Consider the following 20,078-nt stretch of genomic DNA (forward strand, 5'->3'; position numbering starts at 1 on the left):
GAATACAGCTTCCAACCTCAAGTATATTACAATTCTACTTTAGCAACTGCTGTTTTAGCTGCAAGAGAACCTGTTTTTTCTAATTTAACTGATTTAATTGCATCACCATTTGTGAAGACAACTACTGTTGAAGTTTCACGTCCTGCTGCACGGATAGCATCCAAGTCAGCTGTGACAAGAAGATCTCCTGCTGCAACTTTTTGTCCTTCAGCAACATGAACTGTAAATGGTTTACCTTCAAGACTTACTGTGTCCAAACCAATGTGAACCAATACTTCAAGACCTGGTTCAGTCACAATACCAAGAGCATGTTTTGTTGGGAAGATGCTTGATACAGTACCTGAAACTGGAGATACAATGTTTCCATTTGCAGGTTCCACTGCAAATCCATCACCCATCATTTTTTGAGCAAATACTGGATCTTTTACTTGTTCCAAAGCAACAACTTGACCGTCTGCTACTGAGTAAACTTCCTCAGTAAGACCTTTGAAGTGAACAGTGTTTTGTTGTGCTTCAGTCATTTGGCTTGGAAGAGTTTCAGGAATGATTTCACCTGAATCAAGGATATCTTGGATATCAGATTTCAATACGTCTGCTTTTGGACCGTAGATAGCTTGAACTCCTTGTCCTTTCATGACAAGACCCATAGCTCCTTCTGCTTTCCATTGTTCTGCATCACCGACTTTGTCAGCATCTTTTACAGTTACACGAAGACGAGTCATACATGCATCAACATCAACGATGTTTGCACGTCCACCAAGAAGGTTAATAATGTTTACAGCTTGAGAGCCTGCTGCAACTTTCACTTCGCTACTAGCTTCTTCTGAACCTTCAGCAGTTTCGTAATTTCCGTTACGTCCTGGAGTTGCGTAGTTGAATTTTTGAATCATGAAGTTTGCGATAAAGTACATGATTACGGCAAAGAGAACAGTTACCCAGATAAAGTTAACGATATCCATACCAATACCAGCATTAATTGCTAGTGGTGTACGAGTCAAGAATTCAATTGAACCGAATGAGTGGACACGTAGGTTTACTACGTCAGCCATAGCGAAGGCAGCACCTTGAACAAGTGAGTAAACAAGATACATAGGTGTTGCTACAAACATGAACATGTATTCGATTGGTTCAGTAACCCCTGTCAAGAATGTTGCAAGAGCTGTCGCAATCATCATACCTTTATATTGATGTTTCTTATCAGCATCGACATTACGGTAGATAGCAACGATCATACCCATCAAGATACCGAATGAACCGATCATTTGTCCAACTTTGAAACGAGCTGGGTGAACAGTATCTAACAATTGTTGGTAGTGACTTGCATCTGTACCTTTAAGGTTAACAAGGTCTGTTACCCATGCAAGCCATAGTGGGTCTTGACCAAATACTTGAGTACCTTTAGCTGCACCAGTTAAAATGTCATAAGTACCACCAAGAGCTGTGTAGTTCATTGGGATAGTCAACATATGGTGAAGACCAAATGGCAAGAGCAAACGTTCCAAAGTACCATACAAGAATGGTGCAAGGATTGGAGCAGTTTCTTGTGAGTTGGCAATCCAGATACCAAAGCTATTGATACCTGTTTGAACTACTGGCCAGAAGGCAGCAAGTAGAATTGCAGCGATTGCTGAACGAAGAATAACTACAAATGGTACGAAACGTTTCCCGTTGAAGAATGAAAGTGCATCAGGAAGTTTACGGAAGTTGTAGTATTTATTGTAAGCAGTTGCCCCTACAAAACCTGAGATAATCCCTACAAACACACCCATGTTCAATGCTGGAGCTTCAAGAACACTAATGAAGTAATCAGCAACTTTGATTGAACCACCAAAGAGAGTTGTGACCATAGCATCTGGATTTTTCAACATATCTCCTGATACACCAAAGATTGTACCAGTGATACGGTTAATCAAGATGAAGGCAAGACCAGCGGCGAAAGCACCACCAGCACGTTCTTTAGCCCAGCTTCCTCCAATTGCTAGGGCAAACAAAATGTGAAGGTTACCGATAACCCCCCAACCAATTTGCTCAAGAATTCCACCTGTAACTACAAGTGGTGCAAAAGTTGGGTTAATCATTACGATAGACTTACCGATTGAAATCATCAAACCAGCAGCCGGCATAACCGCGATAACCACCATCAAAGCCTTACCGAATTTTTGCCAAAACTCGAAAGACAAGACATTTTTGAATGTATCTTTCATCATTCAAATCTCCTTTATTTTTATTTAGGCAAACGTTTTACGAAAACGTTTGCACTTTCTATAATTCAATTATACCACTTTAATTTTTTTTGTAAAGGCTTTTATAAAAAAAAGTAGACTTTTTTCTAAAATTTTTGTAGTAAAAAAGGAGATATTAAAATCTCCTCAAATATACTTCTATTTTAGATTTTCAGGAATCGGCGCATTGAAATTCCTGATCCGATTGAACCGATAAAAATTCCAATCACAAATAATAAGGCAATCATCAGTGGACTGAATACTTCTGGTGATATCATTGAAAGGTTCTGACCAACCAATGACTTATTAACAGATTGGTAAACCATTTTATAGACAATAAATACCAGAACTGATGGAAGTGTTGCTCCAAGCAAACCAATGAAGGCACCTTCAAGCAAGAAAGGTCCGCGGATATAGCCATTCTTAGCACCTACTAAACGCATGATTTGAATTTCACGGCTTCGTGAAATAATGGTGATACGTATAGTATTAGAAATCAAGAACACCGCAATGAAAATCAATAATCCAGCGATAACTAGTCCCCAAACACGAATAAATGAGGCTAACTTAAACAAGCGTTCTGTATTAGCACCACCATCTTGAACTTCTGATACACCTTCGATTTTTTTAGCCTCTTCTGCTACTGTCTTTACATCACTTGGTGTATTTGTATCAACGATATATGCATCATAGAGAGGATTGGCATCGCCTTCAAAGATTTTCCAGTTGTCCCCCATTGTTTCTGTCAACTTTTCATATTGTTCTTCTTTACTTGAAAACGTAACACTTTTAACGGTTGACATACCTTTCAAAGCATCATATACCTTATGGTAGTCGTTATTTGTAACAGTTTGACCTTCTTTTTCAATGGTCTCACTATTATCAGCTACGTCCTTACGAATGTATACCATTACTCGGACATTATTTTCGATATCTGTAGCTAGTTTAGCCGTATTAAAGATAACAGATGCAAATATTGCAACCAAGGTCAAAGTAATCATAACTGAACTAACAGCAGCTACTGTCATCCAGCCATTTCGTTTCAAACTTTTTAACGATTCAAATAAATGACGAAAAAATCTACTAATCATCGTATCCATATTCTCCTTTAGCTTCGTCACGAACGACACGGCCATTTTCAATGGCAATGACACGGTGGCGCAAGGTATTTACAATCTGACTGTTGTGGGTAGCCATCAAGACAGTTGTACCTTGGAGATTGATGCGTTCCAGCAAGTTCATAATTTCCCATGAATTATCTGGGTCCAAGTTTCCTGTTGGTTCGTCCGCAATCAATACTTTTGGATTGTTTACAATGGCACGTGCAATTGCAATCCGTTGCTGTTCTCCCCCTGAAAGTTCATTTGGGAAAGAACGAACCTTATGCTTCAATCCAACCAAGTCTAAGACTTCCATAACACGTTTTTTGATATTACGGCGACTTTCTCCAATTACCTCCATTGCATAAGCAATATTTTCATAAACGGTTTTCTTTGGTAACAGTTTATAATCTTGGAAGACAACCCCAACACTACGACGTAGGAGAGGAACATCTTTCTTTTTAATTTTAACCAGATTAAAACCAGCAACAGATAAGCTTCCTTTTTCGATTTTTACTTCGCGATACAAAGAACGAATAAAGGTTGATTTCCCAGCTCCTGAAGGTCCTACGATGTAAACAAATTCCCCTGGTTGAACGCTTACCGAAACACCACGTAGGGCAGTCGTTCCGTTGTCGTATTTTTTGACGACATCTCTCATTTCAATAATTGACATGTGAGTTCCTTTCTATCTTAGCTGATTCTCCACTTGAGATAGGCATCAATAAAACCATCTAGGTCTCCATCCATAACCTTATCTACTTGTGCAACTTCAAAGCTAGTTCGGTGATCTTTTACCATAGTATATGGCGTAAAAACATATGAACGGATTTGGCTTCCCCATGTGATTTCCTTTTTCTCACCCTTGAGGGAATCAACTTCCGCTGCTTTCTTTTCTTGCTCCATTTGATAGAGCTTAGCCTGCAACATCTTCATGGCACGATCTCTATTTCCATACTGGGTACGATCGACCGTTGACTGGACAACAGTCCCAGTTGGAATGTGTGTTAAACGTACACCTGTTGAAACCTTGTTGACGTTTTGTCCACCAGCACCACCTGAACGGAAAGTATCCATCTTGATATCATCTTCACGGATTTCTACTTCAATAGTATCATCCAATTCTGGCATCACTTCTACAGATGTGAAAGAGGTGTGGCGACGTTTAGCAGAGTCAAATGGTGAAATTCGTACCAAACGGTGTACACCCATTTCTGACTTGAGAAGACCATAGGCATTAGGTCCTTCAAAAGATAAGGTTACTGACTTGATACCAGCTTCATCTCCTGCTTGGTAATCCAATACTTCCACTTTAAAGCCTTTAGCATTTCCATAGCGAGTGTACATACGAAGCAACATATCACCCCAGTCCTGAGCCTCAGTACCACCGGATCCTGGATGGATTTCCAAGATGGCATTATTATGGTCATAAGGTTCTGACAAGAGCAAGGTCATCTCGTAACTGGTCATCATCTTATCAAGTTCTGACAACTGTTCAACCAATTCTTCATGTACCGACTCATCTTCAGCTAAAAAGTCTAATAAAATTTCAACTTCATCCTGCAACTCTTCCATCTTATGGAAAGTATTGTAAGTGTTTTTTAATTCATTTAATTCTTGCGACGTTTTTTGGGCCGCGATATTATCGTTCCAAAAATCAGGTTCTGTCATCTTGTTTTCCAAGATAGCAATCTCTTCCTCTAAACCTTCGAGGTCAAAGAGACCCCCTGAAAGAAGCTAATTTTTCACGATTTGCGTCAATTTTCTGACGAATTACTGAAATGTCCATAAATACTCCTTTTTTACATTATTTCATTATAGCATATTTTATCATTTCTTTCCATCTTTTGCTCTACTCCTCTTTTCATGAAAAAAGAAGCCTTTCGGCTTCCCTTTTTACAAGACTTTTGCTGAAGTACGAGTAATCTCTTCTACTTGAATATTCTCTGATTCAAATTTTTCTTTCAAGGCTGGTAAATCAATTGATCCATCGATTTGAACTTCGATAATGACCTTACCATCCTTACGCGGAATATTGACTGTATGAGAGATATTCAAATTTTCTTCTACAATCAAAGAAACAATTTTTCCAAGAACACCAACTTCGTTTTCTGTAACAAAGCGTACACGAATCCCTTCTTCGCCATAACCTGCAATTTCAAGAAAGGCTTGGAAAACGTCACGGTCCGTAATAACCCCATAGACTTGATGGTTATCTACTACAGGAAGAATACCAATCTTATTTTTCAACATCAGATAAGTTGCATCCTCTAGACTCGCATAGCCTGAAACAGTGATAACATCGCGAATCATCACATCTTTTACTTTTGTCTTATTTAGAAGATAATTCATCTCATAGATAGAAAGACTGGTTGCTTTTGATGGACTAGCTTGGGCAATGGTTCCTTCAGTTACCAAACCAACCAATTGATCATTTTCGATAACAGGCAAGCGGTGCAACCCTTGCTCTCTCATCAAATCTGCTGCATGAGATACTGTTGTATCTGGACTAATATACACTACCTTGCGGGTCATAAAATCTTTAACTGCCATGAGACTTCTCCTTTTCTATTCTTATCCCTATTATACAATCTTTTTGTAAATCTATCAAACGCTTACATTTCTTTTTCAAAATTCAGAAAAGTATGAATAAGCTAGCAAAAAGAGCTCTGAAATAGAGCTCTCTGAATGAAGGTAAGATACATTTCATTCGATTTTTTCAATTATTAGAAATTAACCTTTTAATGTAGATAAAGATTGCTTTACAATCTATATCTGTCAACTAAAAAGGTCCCCTGGACTATAATGATGATTACTTCGTAATCCTCATCCACCGACTAAAACAATCCAGTGGATTTGATAATTGCTTCGCAATCTTCATCCGCCGACTAAAAAGGTCCCCCGGACCTTTTTAGCCACCTAGATATGCTTTTCTGACTTCTTCTGATGAAGCGAGTTCTTTTCCTGTTCCTGATAGAACGATTTTCCCTGTTTCCAATACATAGCCTCGGTCAGAGATTGCGAGTGCTTTATTGGCATTTTGTTCAATCAAGAGGACGGTTGTTCCTTGTTTCTGGATGTCTTGAATGATATCAAAAATCTCTTGGATAAAGATTGGGGCAAGTCCCATTGATGGTTCATCTAAAAGAAGAAGTTTTGGTGTTGACATGAGGGCGCGTCCCATGGCAAGCATTTGCTGTTCTCCCCCTGAAAGAGTAGCTGCATCTTGGTTCTTCCGTTCTTCAAGACGAGGAAAGCGTGAGAAAACTTTCTTCAAGTTGGCTTGATTTTCTTCACGGTTTTTCTTTAAGAAAGCTCCCATTTCAAGATTTTCCATAACAGTCAAGCCAGGAAAGACGTGGCGTCCTTCTGGAACTTGTGAAAGACCACCTGCCACGATTTTTTGAGCTGGCATTTTTTGGATTTCTTGACCTAAAAATTCAATCTTTCCTGAACTCGGTCTAACCAAACCAGACAAGGTACGGAGAATGGTTGTCTTACCTGCACCATTGGCACCGATAAGGGAAACAACCTCTCCTTCATTTACTTCAAAGCTTACATCACGGACTGCTTGGATCATACCGTAATGCACAGAAAGATTATCAACTTTTAACATAGACATTAGGCTTCACCTCCTAGATAAGCTTCGATAACGCGTTTATTGGTCTTAATTTCGTCTGGAGTTCCCTGAGCAATCAAACGACCATATTCAAGTACGTAGATACGTTCTGTCACTTCCATGACCAGATTCATATCGTGTTCAATCAGCATGATCGTAATCTTAAATTCATCTTTGATACGACGAATTAACTCAGTCAATTCGGCTGTTTCCTGTGGGTTCATACCTGCTGCTGGTTCATCTAAAAAGAGAATTTTAGGTTCCGTAGCGAGAGCACGAACAATTTCCAAACGACGTTGTTGTCCGTAGGCAAGATTTTTAGCAAGAGTTTCTGCATCACCATCTAAATCAAAGATTTTCAACAATTCCAAAGCCTTAGCCTTTAATTCTTTTTCACTCTTATAAAAAGCTGGTAAGCGTAAGAAACTAGCAAAAACATGTTGTTTGTGATGGTTGCCAAAAGCAATCAAAACATTATCCAAAACTGTTAAATCTTTAAAGAGACGGATATTTTGGAATGTACGTCCAAGTCCCAAAGAAGCAATCTTATAAGGTGACTTTCCATTCAAAAGGTGACCATCTAGGGTTACTGTTCCCTCACTTGGTTCATAAACACCCGTCAAGAGGTTGAAAAGGGTGGTTTTCCCAGCTCCGTTTGGACCGATTAGTCCAACCAATTCCCCTTCGTTCAATTCAAGAGTCACATCTCCAACAGCTGTTAGACCGCCAAAATGTTTGGTTAACTGTTTTACTTCAAGTAATGCCATTAGTTTTGTTCCTCCTTCTTAGATTTTTTAAAGAAACGTGATAGGCTCAATTCCCATGTTCCAAGAAGTCCGCCTGGTCTGAAAATCATTACCAATACCAAAGCCAAAGCGTAGATAATCATACGCACGCTAGCAACATCTTGGAGAAGCATATTCAAAATTCCCAGAACAATAGCTGAAACGATTGCACCTGTAATGGAACCAAGTCCACCAAATACAACAATAATCAAAACATTGATTGAGTTGATGAAAGTGTAATCTTTCGGTACAACTGAACCGATAAATCCTGCCTGAAGTGACCCTGCAATACTTGCAGTAATGGCACCAAAGACAAAGGCGATGATTTTAATTTTAGTCGTATTAACCCCAACTGACTCAGCAGCGATTTCATCCTCACGAACAGAAAGGGTTGAACGACCAATTGGACTACGCAAGAAGTTCAAGGTTGCAATAGTTGTAATCACGACAAAGAAGTAAACCATTTGCCAAGTTGTAAAGTTAGGAATTCCCAAGATACCTGCCGCACCATTTGTAAGGCTTCCGCCATTGATGATAAAGATACGGATAATTTCAGAAACACCTAGAGTCGCTACCGCAAGATAGTCCCCCTTCAAGCGCAAGGTTGGAATTCCGACAAGCAAGGCAACTGCTCCTGAAAGCAAAGCCCCTACAAGCATAGCTCCAAAGAAGGCACCGTAGGTTGGTGATTTAGAACCAATAATAGCTGCTGCATAGGCACCAATCGCCATGAAACCAGCATGACCAAGTGAAAATTGGCCTGAAAAACCAACGATTAAGTTGAGACCAACAGCCAGAATAATATTAATTCCAATTTGTTGTAAAATCTGTACATAGAATAGGTTTAGTACTCCAACTGAAACCAATACACTAATCAAGCCATAGCCAGCTAACAAAAGGAGTAACCATAGAATATTAACTTTTAAATTTTCTTTCATCGTTTACACCTTCTCTTTCACATTTTTACCAAGAATACCTGCTGGGCGGACAATCAAGATCAACAACAGGATTCCATAAACAATGGCATCACGGAAGTCTGACATTCCAAAGGCTGTCGCAAAGGTTTCCAATAGACCAATCACAAAGCCACCAAGAGCCGCACCAGGAATAATTCCGATACCACCAAGTACTGCGGCAACGAAAGACTTAAGACCTGGAGTAACCCCCATCAAAGGCTCAAGAGAGTTATAATAAAGGGCAATCAGAACACCAGCCGCACCCGCAAGAGCTGACCCCAAAGCGAAGGTAAAGCTGATAGTACGGTTTACATTGATCCCCATCAATTGCGCTGCATCGCTATCTACGGATACTGCACGCATGGCTTTCCCCATCTTAGTCTTTTGGACAATGACTTGTAACAAAATCATCAAAATCAAGGAAATGGCCAAAATCATTAACTGCACGTTTGTTAGGCTAACTGGTCCCAAATCATAGCGAACTGTTTGAATCGCTTGAGGGAAGGCACGGGTATTAGCACCAACCAGATAGACCATCCCATATTCCAATAGGAAAGAAACCCCAATAGCTGTAATCAAAACAGCAATACGAGTAGAGTGACGCAAAGGTCGGTAAGCAAGGAACTCAATCACGACACCAAGAATGGCTGCCGCTAACATAGCTACAATAAGAGCTACAAAGAAATTCATTTGGAAAGAATTAATCAAGAAATAACCGATAAAGGCTCCCATCATATAAATATCACCGTGGGCGAAGTTGATGAGCTTGATAATTCCGTAAACCATGGTATATCCTAGGGCTAACAGCGCATAAACACTACCTAGAATCAAACCATTTACTAGTTGTTGGAGCATAAGATTCACTCTTTCTATTTATAATTTTGAGGGTTTCCCCTCACTTTTTGATAGGTTCTTAAACACCGAAACAGGGAGTGAGTCAGAGGCTCATTCCCTATTTCAACATTTTTCTATTATGGTTTTACAACTTCTGCTGCTTCAACCTTACCATTGTTCATGGTCATCATGTAAGCAGTTTTGACTGTGTTGTGGTCTGCATCGAAGCTTGTTTGACCAGTTACACCTTCAAAATCTTTTGTTTTAGCAAGGTTATCCTTGATTTCACCTGAGTTTTTAGCACCTTTTGCTGCGTTTGCTACAAGGTGAACTGAGTCATAAGCCAAGGCTGCAAATGTTGAAGGCTCTTCGTTGTACTTAGCACGGTAAGCATCAAGGAAAGCTTTTGCTTTAGCTGAAACTTCTACAGTAGTTGAGAAGCCTGAGATAAAGTAGATGTTTGATGCTTTTTCAGCAGTTGCTTGTTGTACAAACTCTTCACCGTTGAATCCATCACCACCAACGATTGGTTTATCAATTCCCATACCACGCGCTTGGTTTACAATTTTACCAGCTTCAGTGTAGTAACCAGGGACGATGATAGCATCAAAGTCTTTCCCTTTCATTTTTGTAAGGGCTGCTTGAAAGTCTGTGTCACCTGCTACGAAAGTTTCATCTGCAACGATTTCACCTTTGTAAGCTTCACGGAAGGCTTTAGCAATACCTTTAGCATAGTCGCTGGCATTGTCAGTGTAAAGAACAACTTTCTTAGCGTTTAATTTTTCAGTAACATAGTTTGAGATAATTTTTCCTTGGAAGCTATCTTGGAATGTTCCGATAAAGAGGTAATCTTGACCTTTAGTCAATCCATCTTGAGTCGCACTTGGCGAAATCAATGGAACACCTGCTTTTGTAGCGTTAGCTACAGCAGCTGCAGTTGCACCAGATGTCGCAGGTCCTACGATTGCTGATACCTTAGATTGGGTTACTAGGTTAGTTGTTACTGAAGCCGCCTCAGCAGTTTCAGATTTATTATCTTTATCAACTACTTCGATTTGTTTTCCGTCGATACCACCTGCTGCATTGATTTCATCAACGGCAAGTTGGGCACCTTTTTGTTCAGATGTTCCGTAGGCAGCTACGGCACCAGTTTCTTCGAAGTTAAATCCAATTTTGATTGTCTTTTCCTCTACTGAGTTACCAGCAGCGTTTGACGCTCCAGACTTCACTTCTCCACAGGCTGCAAGAAGTGCTACACTTGCAAGCGCCACAAACGATAGGGCAAATTTTTTCTTCATCTTTTTTTGTCTCCTTATTTCTTAAATAAATAGCATGTTAAGAATATACCGAATTATCAGAAAATTGTCAACACTTTTCTTGAACTTTTTCGATGATAACGTTTTCCTCTCGATGAAGATTGCCCACAAAGGGTGTTTCCAGCTCTTGGATATGACAAACCCTGACTTTTTTTATAAACTTTTCCTTGCCCAAGCGCCCGACCAATTGCTCCATTTCTTGAGTTGGAACATAGAGTTGTAAGTAACGATGTTTCTTGGAATGATAGGTAATATCTCCATAATCCTGCAATTTTTTGGCATCACGATTATAGTAAAGATAGATAATCAAGCCAGATCGATTGACTTTTTCAAACATGATAAATCCTCTTTCTAAGAAATCTCTCCCTATTATACCAAAAAAAGCAAACCCAGTCGAGTTTGCCTTCTTTGATCATTAATTCAATGAATTGTTGGCCATGATTTCATCAATAAAGCCATATTCAAGTGTTTCTTGGGCACTCATCCAGTTATCGCGTTCTGCATCTGCGTGAACTTTTTCGATTGACTGACCTGAATTTTCAGCCAAGATTTTTTCCAAGGTATTACGAGTTTTAAGCAAGTGTTCTGCAGCGATCGCCATATCGGTTTGCTGAGTACCTCCACCTGTACCACCCATTGGTTGGTGGATCATATACTCTGCATTTGGAAGCATGAAACGTTTGCCTTTTGCTCCACTTGATGCAATGACCGTCCCCATAGATGCTGCCATTCCCATAACAATGGTTTGGACATCTGCCTTGATAAAGTTCATGGTATCAACGATTGCCAAACCAGCTGAAACGGAACCACCAGGTGTATTGACATAAAGGTAAATATCCTTTGTACTATCTTGGGCATCCAAGAAAAGCAACTGGGCAATAACAGAGTTGGCCATATTGTCTTCAACTGGGCCTGTCAGCATAATGATGCGGTCTTTAAGAAGACGTGAGTAAATATCGTAGGAACGTTCTCCACGGCTTGTTTGTTCAATAACTACAGGAATCATTTATTTCTCCTTTTGAGTTTTAATTTTATTGGTCAAATGACTGAAGATAAGACTATTATAATATCTTGGTCAAAAAAGGTCAAATTTTTGCTCTGTTTTCATTAGACAGAAACAAAAATTCAACCTCCTTTCGTGACTGGAAATCCTTTTCCAAGTCAATCTCTTTTTTATTTTATTTTGTACCGAACAAGCGGTCCCCAGCATCTCCAAGACCTGGAACGATATAACCGTGTTCGTTCAAGCGTTCATCCAAGGCTGCTGTAAAGATTTCTACATCTGGATGAGCTTCTTGAAGGGCTTTAACACCTTCTGGAGCAGATACAAGGCAGACAAATTTGATATTTGATGCGCCACGTTTTTTAAGAGAATCAACAGCCAAGATTGCTGAGCCACCTGTTGCCAACATTGGGTCTACCACAAAAATTTGACGTTGGTCAATATCTTCAGGCAATTTCACCAAGTACTCAACTGGTTGAAGCGTTTCTTCATCACGGTACATACCGATGTGGCCAACTTTAGCAGCTGGAACCAAGCTCAAAAGTCCATCAACCATCCCGATACCTGCACGCAAGATTGGAACGATAGCCAATTTCTTACCTGCCAATTGTTTTTGAACTGTTTTTGTGATTGGTGTTTCGATTTCCACATCTTCTAGTGGAAGATCACGAAGTACTTCATATCCCATCAACATTGCAATCTCATCTACTAGCTCACGGAAAGCTTTTGTAGAAGTATCTGTACGACGTAAGATTGACAATTTGTGTTGAATCAGTGGATGATTAATAACTTCAATTTTTCCCATTTTTGGAATTCCTTCTTTCAATTTATTCTTCTTATTATACCAAAAAACGGTTTAAAAATCTTTCTAAACCATTTATTTTTGATATTTTTTACATTAGATCAGCCTCTTTAAGAGCTGTCTGTACTGTCTCAAGTGGTAAATGAGTCAATTCTGTCCCCTTTTCTTGATAAAGGTATTGGGCGTAGTCGTCCATTCTGTACTGGTTGATATAAACCACACGCTTGCAACCAACCTGAAGCAATTGTTTTGTACAGTTTAGACATGGAAAGTGGGTCACATAGGCTGTAAAGCCTTTGGGAACCCCACGTTCTGCACCTTGGAGAATGGCATTAACCTCAGCGTGAAGAGTTCGAACACAGTGGCCTTCAATAACCAGACATTCGTGGTCAATACAATGCTCGGTTCCTGACACTGAACCATTGTAACCAGTGGAAATAACCTTATTATCTTTTACCAGAATCGCGCCCACTTTGGCACGTTTACAAGTGGAACGATTGGCAATTAGTAGAGCTTGGGCTGCAAAATACTCATCCCAGGCCAGTCTTTTTTCAGTCATATTTCTTCTCCTTTTTCTCTATTTTTTAAAAAATGGTAACCGTAAATCTGCAATCTTTTCAGCAGGTACCTTCATGCCATCCTTGATCCATTTTAAAAGGACTGAGACGATGGCTGAGCTCCAAAAGGAATGAAGATAAGAGCTGACACCTTTTGATTTTCCATGGTATTTTTCCAGAAACTCCTGCATGGCTTGGACAAAGATTTTTTCCAGATGGTAATCCAAGGCCAGTTGAATCACTCTGGCTTCCTTTCTGGCTTCCCGGAAAAGGTGAACCCAGACCAGATAAAGGTCTGTCTTTAAATCATAATGATGCAACTGTTCCATAATATTGTGGACAGTTCGTTTAAAGACACTTTCTAAAATCTCCTCTTTGGAATCATAATTGCGATAAAAGGCCGCACGAGAAACGCCTGCACGTTTGACCAATTCAGAAATACTAATCTTGGTCAAGTCCTTTTTTTCCAAGAGTTGCAAGAGGGCTGTTTCGATGGCTTCTCTAGTTAATAAATTGGATTCTTGGTTTGATTTTCTGAGATTTTCAAGAGACTTTTCAGAGATTCTACGTTCAGACATAACATTTTCTTTCTACTTGTCACAACAGACGGATGAGGCTTTTGTTTCAAGGGCTTTCATGATATAATTGTAAAAAAAGACAGAACCTTTGTCAATGTATAACTGACAAAGATGGAGAATTTCTATGACTTGGAAGATTATTGCTGACTCTGGTTGTGATTATCGTCAGCTGGCAACACCAGCTATTGACACGACCTTTGTAAGTGTCCCCTTAACCATTCAAGTAGCTGATCAGATTTTTGTTGATGATGCCAGTCTTGATATTGACCAAATGATGGAAACCATGTATGCAACTGCAGAAGCTTCAAAATCAGCTTGTCCAAGTCCAGATGACTATTTGCGAGCATTTGAAGGTGCCAAAAACATTTTCCTAGTAACCATCACAGGTACTCTCTCTGGCAGTCACAATAGTGCTCAACTAGCTAAGAATATTTATCTGGAAGAACATCCTGATACTAAAATTCATGTAATTGATAGTTTGTCTGCTGGTGGGGAAGTTGACTTGCTCGTAGAAAAATTGAATGACCTGATTGACCAGGGCTTATCTTTTGAAGAAGTAGTTAAAGCTATCACTGCCTATCAAGAAAAAACCAAGTTGCTCTTTGTTCTAGCCAAAGTCGATAACTTGGTGAAGAACGGCCGTTTGAGCAAGCTTATCGGTACGGTCGTTGGCCTTTTAAATATCCGTATGGTCGGAGAAGCTAGTGAAACTGGAACCCTTGAATTGCTACAAAAAGCACGAGGACCAAAGAAATCGATTCAGGCAGCCTATGAAGAGTTAATGAAAGCTGGATATGCTGGTGGTCGTATTGTCATGGCTCAACGCAATAACGAGAAATGTTGCCAACAGCTTTCAGACCGAATCCGTGAAAATTTCCCACAGGCGGATATTAAAATTCTCCCAACATCTGGTCTCTGCAGTTTTTATGCAGAAGATGGTGGTTTGCTGATGGGATATGAAATTGATTAATTGCATTCTTGACAAGAGGTGACTTCATCTCTTGTTTTTTTGTGGTACAATAGAGCTATGAAACATTTTGATACTATTGTCATCGGTGGAGGTCCTGCTGGCATGATGGCTACGATTTCCAGTAACTTTTATGGTCAGAAAACCCTCCTCATCGAAAAAAATCGGAAACTTGGAAAAAAATTAGCTGGGACTGGTGGGGGACGTTGCAATGTAACCAACAACGGAACTCTAGATGACCTACTAGCTGGAATCCCTGGGAACGGACGCTTTCTTTATAGTGTCTTCTCCCAGTTTGATAACCATGATATCATTAACTTTTTTACGGAAAATGGGATTAAACTTAAGGTCGAGGACCACGGACGCGTCTTTCCTGCTACTGACAATTCTCGGACAATTATAGAGGCCTTGGAAAAGAAAATCACTGAGCTAGGCGGCCAAGTTGCTACTCAAACCGAAATTGTTTCGGTTAAAAAGGTAGAAAATCAGTTTGTCCTTAAGTCCATAGACCAAAGCTTCACTTGCGATAAACTGATTGTCACAACTGGTGGTAAATCCTATCCTTCGACTGGTTCAACTGGTTTTGGTCACGAGATTGCTCGTCATTTCAAACATACCATTACCGAGCTTGAGGCTGCTGAAAGTCCTTTGTTGACAGATTTTCCACACAAAGCACTTCAGGGGATTTCACTAGACGATGTGACCTTAAGCTATGGAAAACATGTCATCACGCACGATCTGCTTTTTACCCACTTTGGTTTGTCTGGCCCTGCTGCTCTGCGTATGTCTAGCTTTGTCAAGGGTGGGGAGGTTCTCTCACTGGATGTTTTTCCTCAACTTTCTGAGAAGGACTTGGCTGCATTCCTAGAAGAAAATCGTGAAAAATCCTTGAAAAACGCTTTAAAAACTTTGCTTCCAGAACGCTTGGCAGAATTTTTTGTGCAAGGCTATCCAGAAAAAGTCAAACAACTGACTGAAAAGGAACGCGAACAACTTCTCCAGTCTATCAAAGCACTCAAAATCCCTGTGACCGGAAAAATGTCCCTTGCCAAGTCCTTTGTTACCAAAGGGGGCGTCAGTCTCAAGGAAATCAATCCCAAAACTCTAGAAAGTAAGCTGGTACCTGGACTCCACTTTGCTGGCGAGGTACTGGATATCAATGCCCACACGGGTGGGTTTAACATCACTTCTGCCCTCTGTACTGGTTGGGTGGCGGGATCAAACCCAATCTAAATCTGAATTATTTAATGGCTAAATCAGCCCCAAAAGAAAGGAAGTCCTTTGGAACATATTATCTTGTTAAGGGGAGTTACTCCTAATGGAAAAAATGCTATCCCTAAAATGTCTTATCTAGTAGATATCTTAACAGAAGCCGGTTTTCAACAAGTTCGAACCTATATTCAAAGTGGTAATATCATTCTTGAAAGTGATTTAGATTTAGAAGAAATACGAGAATGTGTTCATACTCTGATAAAGGAAAAAATTGGGGCCGACTTAAAAATGGTTATCAAGAACAAAAGTGATTTTAAAAAAATTGTCCAAGAAAACCCGTTTGGAGAACACTATCTTTATGACCGTATACATGTGATTTTTTATCAAGAATCTATTCAAAGTCTCCCTTTAGAAAAATTGAAAATTGATTACGGTGAAGAAGAAATTTGTATCGGTAACCATTGTCTTTACCTCTATCTCCCTAGAACTGCAAAACGAAAAAAGCTCAGTACCAACTATCTTGAAAAGCTTTTTAATGTAGATTTGACCATGCGAAAACTAAATGTAGTAGAAAAATTATTAAGCAAGTAGTGCTTGAATTTAGTAAAAATCGGAAGAATACTCCTCCGATTTTATTTTGTCTGAGTTTGGACATAATGAGCAATCACATCTGATGTGTACTGGGCTGTTCCAGGTCCAAATTTGTCAATGTTTTCCTTAAACTCTGGGTTATAAACGTAGCCTTTACCGATATAACCGAATACTTCAATAGTACAATCAAATCCATAAGTACGGATGGCTTGCAAGAGCTTGGCTGCTTGCTCTTGGTTTTCAGTTGCTGTTGCAGGCAAACCAGCTTGAAGATTTTGTGCCAAGGCTCGAAAGACTTGATTGAAGGCAGCCGTAGCTTCGTCTTCGTGACCTTTTTGGCGCTCGAGCGCTTGGTCCATCACATCTTGTCCATACTTCTCTACCGCCTCTTGGTGGTATTTTTGATGGTCTTGATAGTTAAATCCTGCGAATTTCTCTTGAATGCTCATTTCTCTTTCTCCTTTTTGTTCTTGAATGGTTTTCTGCAAGGTGGAAATCAAGCTATCCAGATGTTGCCTTTCTCGAGTCAAATAGTCCAACTGTCTAGTCAAGTGAGGCAATAAATCTGATTTATCTTCCTTTAATAGCTCTGCTATTTTTTCCAAAGAAAAACCTAGGTATTTGTAATAAAGAATAACCTGAAGGCGTTCCAAATCCTCCTGACTGTAGGTTCGATAGCCGTTTTCCGACTTTAAAGGAACCAAGAGCCCTATCTTGTCGTAGTGATGCAGGGTCTTGACAGAGACACCCGAAAGCTGGGCAGCTTCTTTTATATGGTACATGATTTCCTCCTTATACTCAATGAAAATCAAAGAGCAAACTAGGAAGCTAGCCGCAGGCTGTACTTGAGTACGGTAAGGCGACGCTGACGTGGTTTGAATTTGATTTTCGAAGAGTATTACATTGATAGTATAACCCCTCCCCCTAGGTCAGAGTCAAGCGTTTTTGCGAAATTTTTTACTTTATCATAACATGAAAATGGTTTTCTTGACAGACCTTAGAAAACATGATAGGATAGTCAAGTCTATCAATCAAAAGAAAGGCTCATTTTGAGTACTGATGAGGCTATTTGCCAAGGGCAGTAGCTTTTTCTTTTGTAATACTAATTTTAGGAGTTTAACTATGTCTGAAAAATCGCAATGGGGTTCTAAACTGGGCTTTATCCTAGCATCTGCTGGTTCAGCCATCGGACTTGGTGCCGTTTGGAAATTCCCCTACATGACTGCTGCTAATGGTGGAGGAGGCTTTTTACTTGTCTTTCTCATTTCCACTATTTTAATTGGTTTCCCCCTTTTGCTGGCTGAATTTGCTCTCGGCCGAAGTGCTGGTGTCTCAGCAATCAAAACCTTTGGAAAACTCGGCAAGAATAGCAAGTACAACTTTATCGGTTGGATTGGTGCCTTCGCCCTCTTTATCCTCTTATCTTTCTACAGTGTTATTGGAGGATGGATTTTAGTCTATCTAGGCATTGAGTTTGGAAAATTGTTCCAACTTAGCGGAACTGGTGATTATGCTCAATTATTTACTTCAATCATTTCAAATCCAGCCATTGCCCTAGGAGCTCAAGCGGCCTTTATCTTATTGAATATCTTTATTGTATCACGCGGGGTTCAAAAAGGGATTGAAAGAGCTTCTAAGGTCATGATGCCCCTGCTCTTTATTATCTTTGTTGTCATCATCGGTCGTTCTCTCAGCTTACCAAATGCCATGGAAGGGGTTCTTTACTTCCTCAAACCAGACTTTTCAAAACTGACCAGCGCTGGTCTCCTCTATGCTCTGGGACAATCTTTCTTTGCCCTCTCACTAGGGGTGACAGCCATGCTGACCTATGCTTCTTACTTGGACAAGAAAACCAATCTGGTCCAGTCAGGGATTTCCATCGTAGCCATGAACATCTCGGTATCCATCATGGCAGGACTAGCCATTTTCCCAGCCATGTCAGCCTTCAATATCCAGTCTGAAGGGGGACCAAGCCTGCTCTTTATCGTCTTGCCTCAACTCTTTGACAAGATGCCTTTTGGAACCATTTTCTACATCCTTTTCCTCTTGCTCTTCCTCTTTGCGACGGTCACTTCTTCTGTCGTGATGTTGGAAATTAATGTGGGCAATATCACCAATCAGGACAACAGTCAGCGTGCCAAGTGGAGCACCATTTTAGGAATCTTGACCTTTGTCTTTGGAATTCCTTCAGCCCTATCTTACGGTGTTATGGCAGATGTTCACATCTTTGGGAAGACCTTCTTTGACGCTATGGATTTCTTGGTTTCCAATCTCCTCATGCCATTTGGAGCCCTCTGCCTTTCTCTCTTTACAGGCTATATCTTCAAAAAGGCTCTTGCTATGGAGGAACTCCATCTTGATGAACGAGCATGGAAACAAGGACTTTTCCAAGTCTGGCTATTCCTTCTTCGTTTCATCATTCCAATCATCATCATCGTGGTCTTTATCGCCCAATTTATGTAATCAAAAGGACTTGAGTAATGAACTCAGGTCCTTTATTTGTTATGGATGACTAACAATCAATTCCAAGCCTTGCCCTTCTAGGGTCCAAGCTTCAACATCACTTGGTAGGATAAAGTGGCTACCTTTTTGGATTGGATAGTTTTTCCCGTCAACAGTTAGTTGACCTTGACCAGCCAAGACACTGAACAAGCTGTAGTCAGCTGTCTTTTCAAAGTTAACTTTCCCATTAATTTCCCACTTGTAAACTGCAAAGAAATCATTAGAGACAAGTAAAGTTGAACGCAAATCATCTGCTTTAACAGTTACAGGACGGCTATTAGCAGGCTCGCCAATGTTCAAAACATCGATAGATTTTTCAAGGTGAAGTTCACGCAAGTTGCCATTATTATCCTTACGGTCAAAGTCATAGACACGGTAGGTTGTGTCGCTAGATTGTTGTGTTTCAAGGATTAAAATACCTGCACCAATAGCGTGCATAGTCCCACTTGGTACGTAGAAGAAATCTCCAGCCTTAACAGGCACTTTTGTCAGCAAGGCATCCCAGTTCTTGTCCTCGATTTGCTGGCGGAGTTCTTCTTTTGATTTGGCATTGTGACCGTAGATAATCTCTGAACCTTCATCTGCAGCGATGATATACCAGCATTCTGTTTTTCCGAGCTCGCCTTCATGTTCTAGACCATAGGCATCGTCTGGGTGAACTTGGACACTGAGCCAGTCGTTAGCATCCAGAATCTTAGTCAACAGTGGAAATACAGGTTCTGGACGATTGCCAAACAATTCACGGTGCTCTGCATATAAAGTAGCAAGATCTGTTCCCTCGTAGCGACCATTGGCAACTTTAGAGACACCATTTGGATGGGCTGAGATGGCCCAATATTCTCCGATTTTTTCACTTGGGATGTCGTAGCCAAACTCATCACGTAGCTTGGTACCACCCCAGATTTTTTCTTGCATAACTGATTGTAAAAATAATGGTTCTGACATGTCGATCTCCTGTCTGATTTTTCTCCCCTCATTATAGCAAAAAAAGAGTTCCAGTTGAACTCTTTTTCACATCTTATAAAGTAGGGAGA

21 protein-coding genes are annotated in these 20,078 nt (G+C 40.2%); 4 read left to right on the forward strand and 17 right to left on the reverse strand.

The annotated features are described in order from the left end of the window. Window positions 1-26 precede the first annotated feature (26 nt). The 15 genes from L0P31_RS07235 to L0P31_RS07305 form a co-directional block, all read right to left on the reverse strand. A complete protein-coding gene (locus L0P31_RS07235; protein ID WP_020903476.1) occupies window positions 27-2,207 on the reverse strand; it encodes a PTS transporter subunit IIBC in 2,181 nt (726 codons plus the stop codon). A gap of 179 nt (window positions 2,208-2,386) precedes the next feature. Next, a complete protein-coding gene (gene ftsX / locus L0P31_RS07240; protein ID WP_000625545.1) occupies window positions 2,387-3,313 on the reverse strand; it encodes a permease-like cell division protein FtsX in 927 nt (308 codons plus the stop codon). Next, the gene (ftsE, locus tag L0P31_RS07245) at window positions 3,306-3,998 is read right to left on the reverse strand and encodes a cell division ATP-binding protein FtsE (protein WP_000022269.1); all 693 of its coding nucleotides are present in this window, start codon (window positions 3,996-3,998) and stop codon (window positions 3,306-3,308) included. Before ftsE ends, ftsX begins: the two co-directional genes overlap by 8 nt. A gap of 17 nt (window positions 3,999-4,015) precedes the next feature. After that, window positions 4,016-5,111 (reverse strand): peptide chain release factor 2 gene (gene prfB, locus L0P31_RS07250; protein WP_101784613.1). Its coding sequence is split into 2 segments (ribosomal slippage): window positions 4,016-5,038 and window positions 5,040-5,111, totalling 1,095 coding nucleotides; the frame shifts between segments, so codons are not numbered across the junction. A 107-nt stretch (window positions 5,112-5,218) separates the two neighbouring features. After that, window positions 5,219-5,875, reverse strand: coding sequence for a CBS domain-containing protein (locus tag L0P31_RS07255; RefSeq protein ID WP_238096321.1), 657 nt, complete (start codon window positions 5,873-5,875; stop codon window positions 5,219-5,221). A gap of 358 nt (window positions 5,876-6,233) precedes the next feature. Next, window positions 6,234-6,944, reverse strand: a complete 711-nt coding sequence (locus tag L0P31_RS07260) for an ABC transporter ATP-binding protein (RefSeq protein ID WP_000062200.1) — start codon at window positions 6,942-6,944, stop codon at window positions 6,234-6,236. Next, entirely contained in the window at window positions 6,944-7,708 is a 765-nt protein-coding gene (locus L0P31_RS07265) for an ABC transporter ATP-binding protein (protein ID WP_001185997.1), read from the reverse strand. The genes L0P31_RS07260 and L0P31_RS07265 overlap by 1 nt, the downstream gene beginning before the upstream one ends. Then, window positions 7,708-8,664 (reverse strand): branched-chain amino acid ABC transporter permease, encoded by a 957-nt coding sequence (locus L0P31_RS07270; RefSeq protein WP_000662290.1) that lies wholly within the window; start codon window positions 8,662-8,664, stop codon window positions 7,708-7,710. The genes L0P31_RS07265 and L0P31_RS07270 overlap by 1 nt, the downstream gene beginning before the upstream one ends. A 3-nt stretch (window positions 8,665-8,667) precedes the next feature. After that, window positions 8,668-9,537 carry a branched-chain amino acid ABC transporter permease gene (locus tag L0P31_RS07275; RefSeq protein ID WP_238096323.1) on the reverse strand — a complete coding sequence of 290 codons (870 nt, stop codon included), beginning with the start codon at window positions 9,535-9,537 and terminating at the stop codon, window positions 8,668-8,670. Window positions 9,538-9,653: 116 nt separating this feature from the next. Further along, complete coding sequence (locus L0P31_RS07280) at window positions 9,654-10,814, reverse strand: ABC transporter substrate-binding protein (protein ID WP_000726121.1); 1,161 nt, start codon at window positions 10,812-10,814, stop codon at window positions 9,654-9,656. Window positions 10,815-10,881: 67 nt separating this feature from the next. Further along, entirely contained in the window at window positions 10,882-11,169 is a 288-nt protein-coding gene (locus L0P31_RS07285) for a YlbG family protein (RefSeq protein ID WP_000462118.1), read from the reverse strand. Between the two features lie 78 nt (window positions 11,170-11,247). Next, complete coding sequence (gene clpP / locus L0P31_RS07290) at window positions 11,248-11,838, reverse strand: ATP-dependent Clp protease proteolytic subunit ClpP (protein WP_000613475.1); 591 nt, start codon at window positions 11,836-11,838, stop codon at window positions 11,248-11,250. A gap of 172 nt (window positions 11,839-12,010) precedes the next feature. Next, window positions 12,011-12,640 carry a uracil phosphoribosyltransferase gene (gene upp / locus L0P31_RS07295; RefSeq protein ID WP_000515974.1) on the reverse strand — a complete coding sequence of 210 codons (630 nt, stop codon included), beginning with the start codon at window positions 12,638-12,640 and terminating at the stop codon, window positions 12,011-12,013. Between the two features lie 88 nt (window positions 12,641-12,728). Then, on the reverse strand, window positions 12,729-13,196 hold the full coding sequence (locus tag L0P31_RS07300) for a deoxycytidylate deaminase (RefSeq protein WP_000136976.1): 468 nt from the start codon (window positions 13,194-13,196) through the stop codon (window positions 12,729-12,731). A gap of 18 nt (window positions 13,197-13,214) precedes the next feature. Further along, window positions 13,215-13,772, reverse strand: coding sequence for a TetR/AcrR family transcriptional regulator (locus L0P31_RS07305; protein ID WP_000004136.1), 558 nt, complete (start codon window positions 13,770-13,772; stop codon window positions 13,215-13,217). A gap of 124 nt (window positions 13,773-13,896) precedes the next feature. On the opposite strand from L0P31_RS07305, the gene L0P31_RS07310 reads away from it, so the two are divergent. From L0P31_RS07310 to L0P31_RS07320, 3 genes are read left to right on the forward strand one after another with little or no spacing between them, the layout of a single operon-like run. Then, window positions 13,897-14,742 carry a DegV family protein gene (locus L0P31_RS07310; protein ID WP_049546693.1) on the forward strand — a complete coding sequence of 282 codons (846 nt, stop codon included), beginning with the start codon at window positions 13,897-13,899 and terminating at the stop codon, window positions 14,740-14,742. A gap of 57 nt (window positions 14,743-14,799) precedes the next feature. Beyond that, window positions 14,800-15,972, forward strand: coding sequence for an aminoacetone oxidase (aao, locus tag L0P31_RS07315; protein WP_238096325.1), 1,173 nt, complete (start codon window positions 14,800-14,802; stop codon window positions 15,970-15,972). A gap of 48 nt (window positions 15,973-16,020) precedes the next feature. Beyond that, the gene (locus tag L0P31_RS07320) at window positions 16,021-16,542 is read left to right on the forward strand and encodes a DUF1697 domain-containing protein (protein WP_020903482.1); all 522 of its coding nucleotides are present in this window, start codon (window positions 16,021-16,023) and stop codon (window positions 16,540-16,542) included. 41 nt (window positions 16,543-16,583) lie between these two features. Here the strand turns inward: L0P31_RS07320 and L0P31_RS07325 are convergent, their stop codons facing one another. Further along, window positions 16,584-17,324, reverse strand: a complete 741-nt coding sequence (locus L0P31_RS07325) for a MerR family transcriptional regulator (RefSeq protein ID WP_238096327.1) — start codon at window positions 17,322-17,324, stop codon at window positions 16,584-16,586. Window positions 17,325-17,664: 340 nt separating this feature from the next. Here L0P31_RS07325 and L0P31_RS07330 point away from each other — a divergent pair, with 340 nt between their 5' ends. After that, entirely contained in the window at window positions 17,665-19,005 is a 1,341-nt protein-coding gene (locus L0P31_RS07330; RefSeq protein WP_238096329.1) for a sodium-dependent transporter, read from the forward strand. A 39-nt stretch (window positions 19,006-19,044) separates the two neighbouring features. Here L0P31_RS07330 and manA read toward each other — a convergent pair whose 3' ends face one another. Then, window positions 19,045-19,989 (reverse strand): mannose-6-phosphate isomerase, class I, encoded by a 945-nt coding sequence (gene manA, locus L0P31_RS07335; protein ID WP_049500147.1) that lies wholly within the window; start codon window positions 19,987-19,989, stop codon window positions 19,045-19,047. Window positions 19,990-20,078 lie beyond the last annotated feature (89 nt).

It is taken from the genome of Streptococcus mitis (assembly GCF_022137125.1).
Classification (GTDB): domain Bacteria; phylum Bacillota; class Bacilli; order Lactobacillales; family Streptococcaceae; genus Streptococcus; species Streptococcus mitis_CE.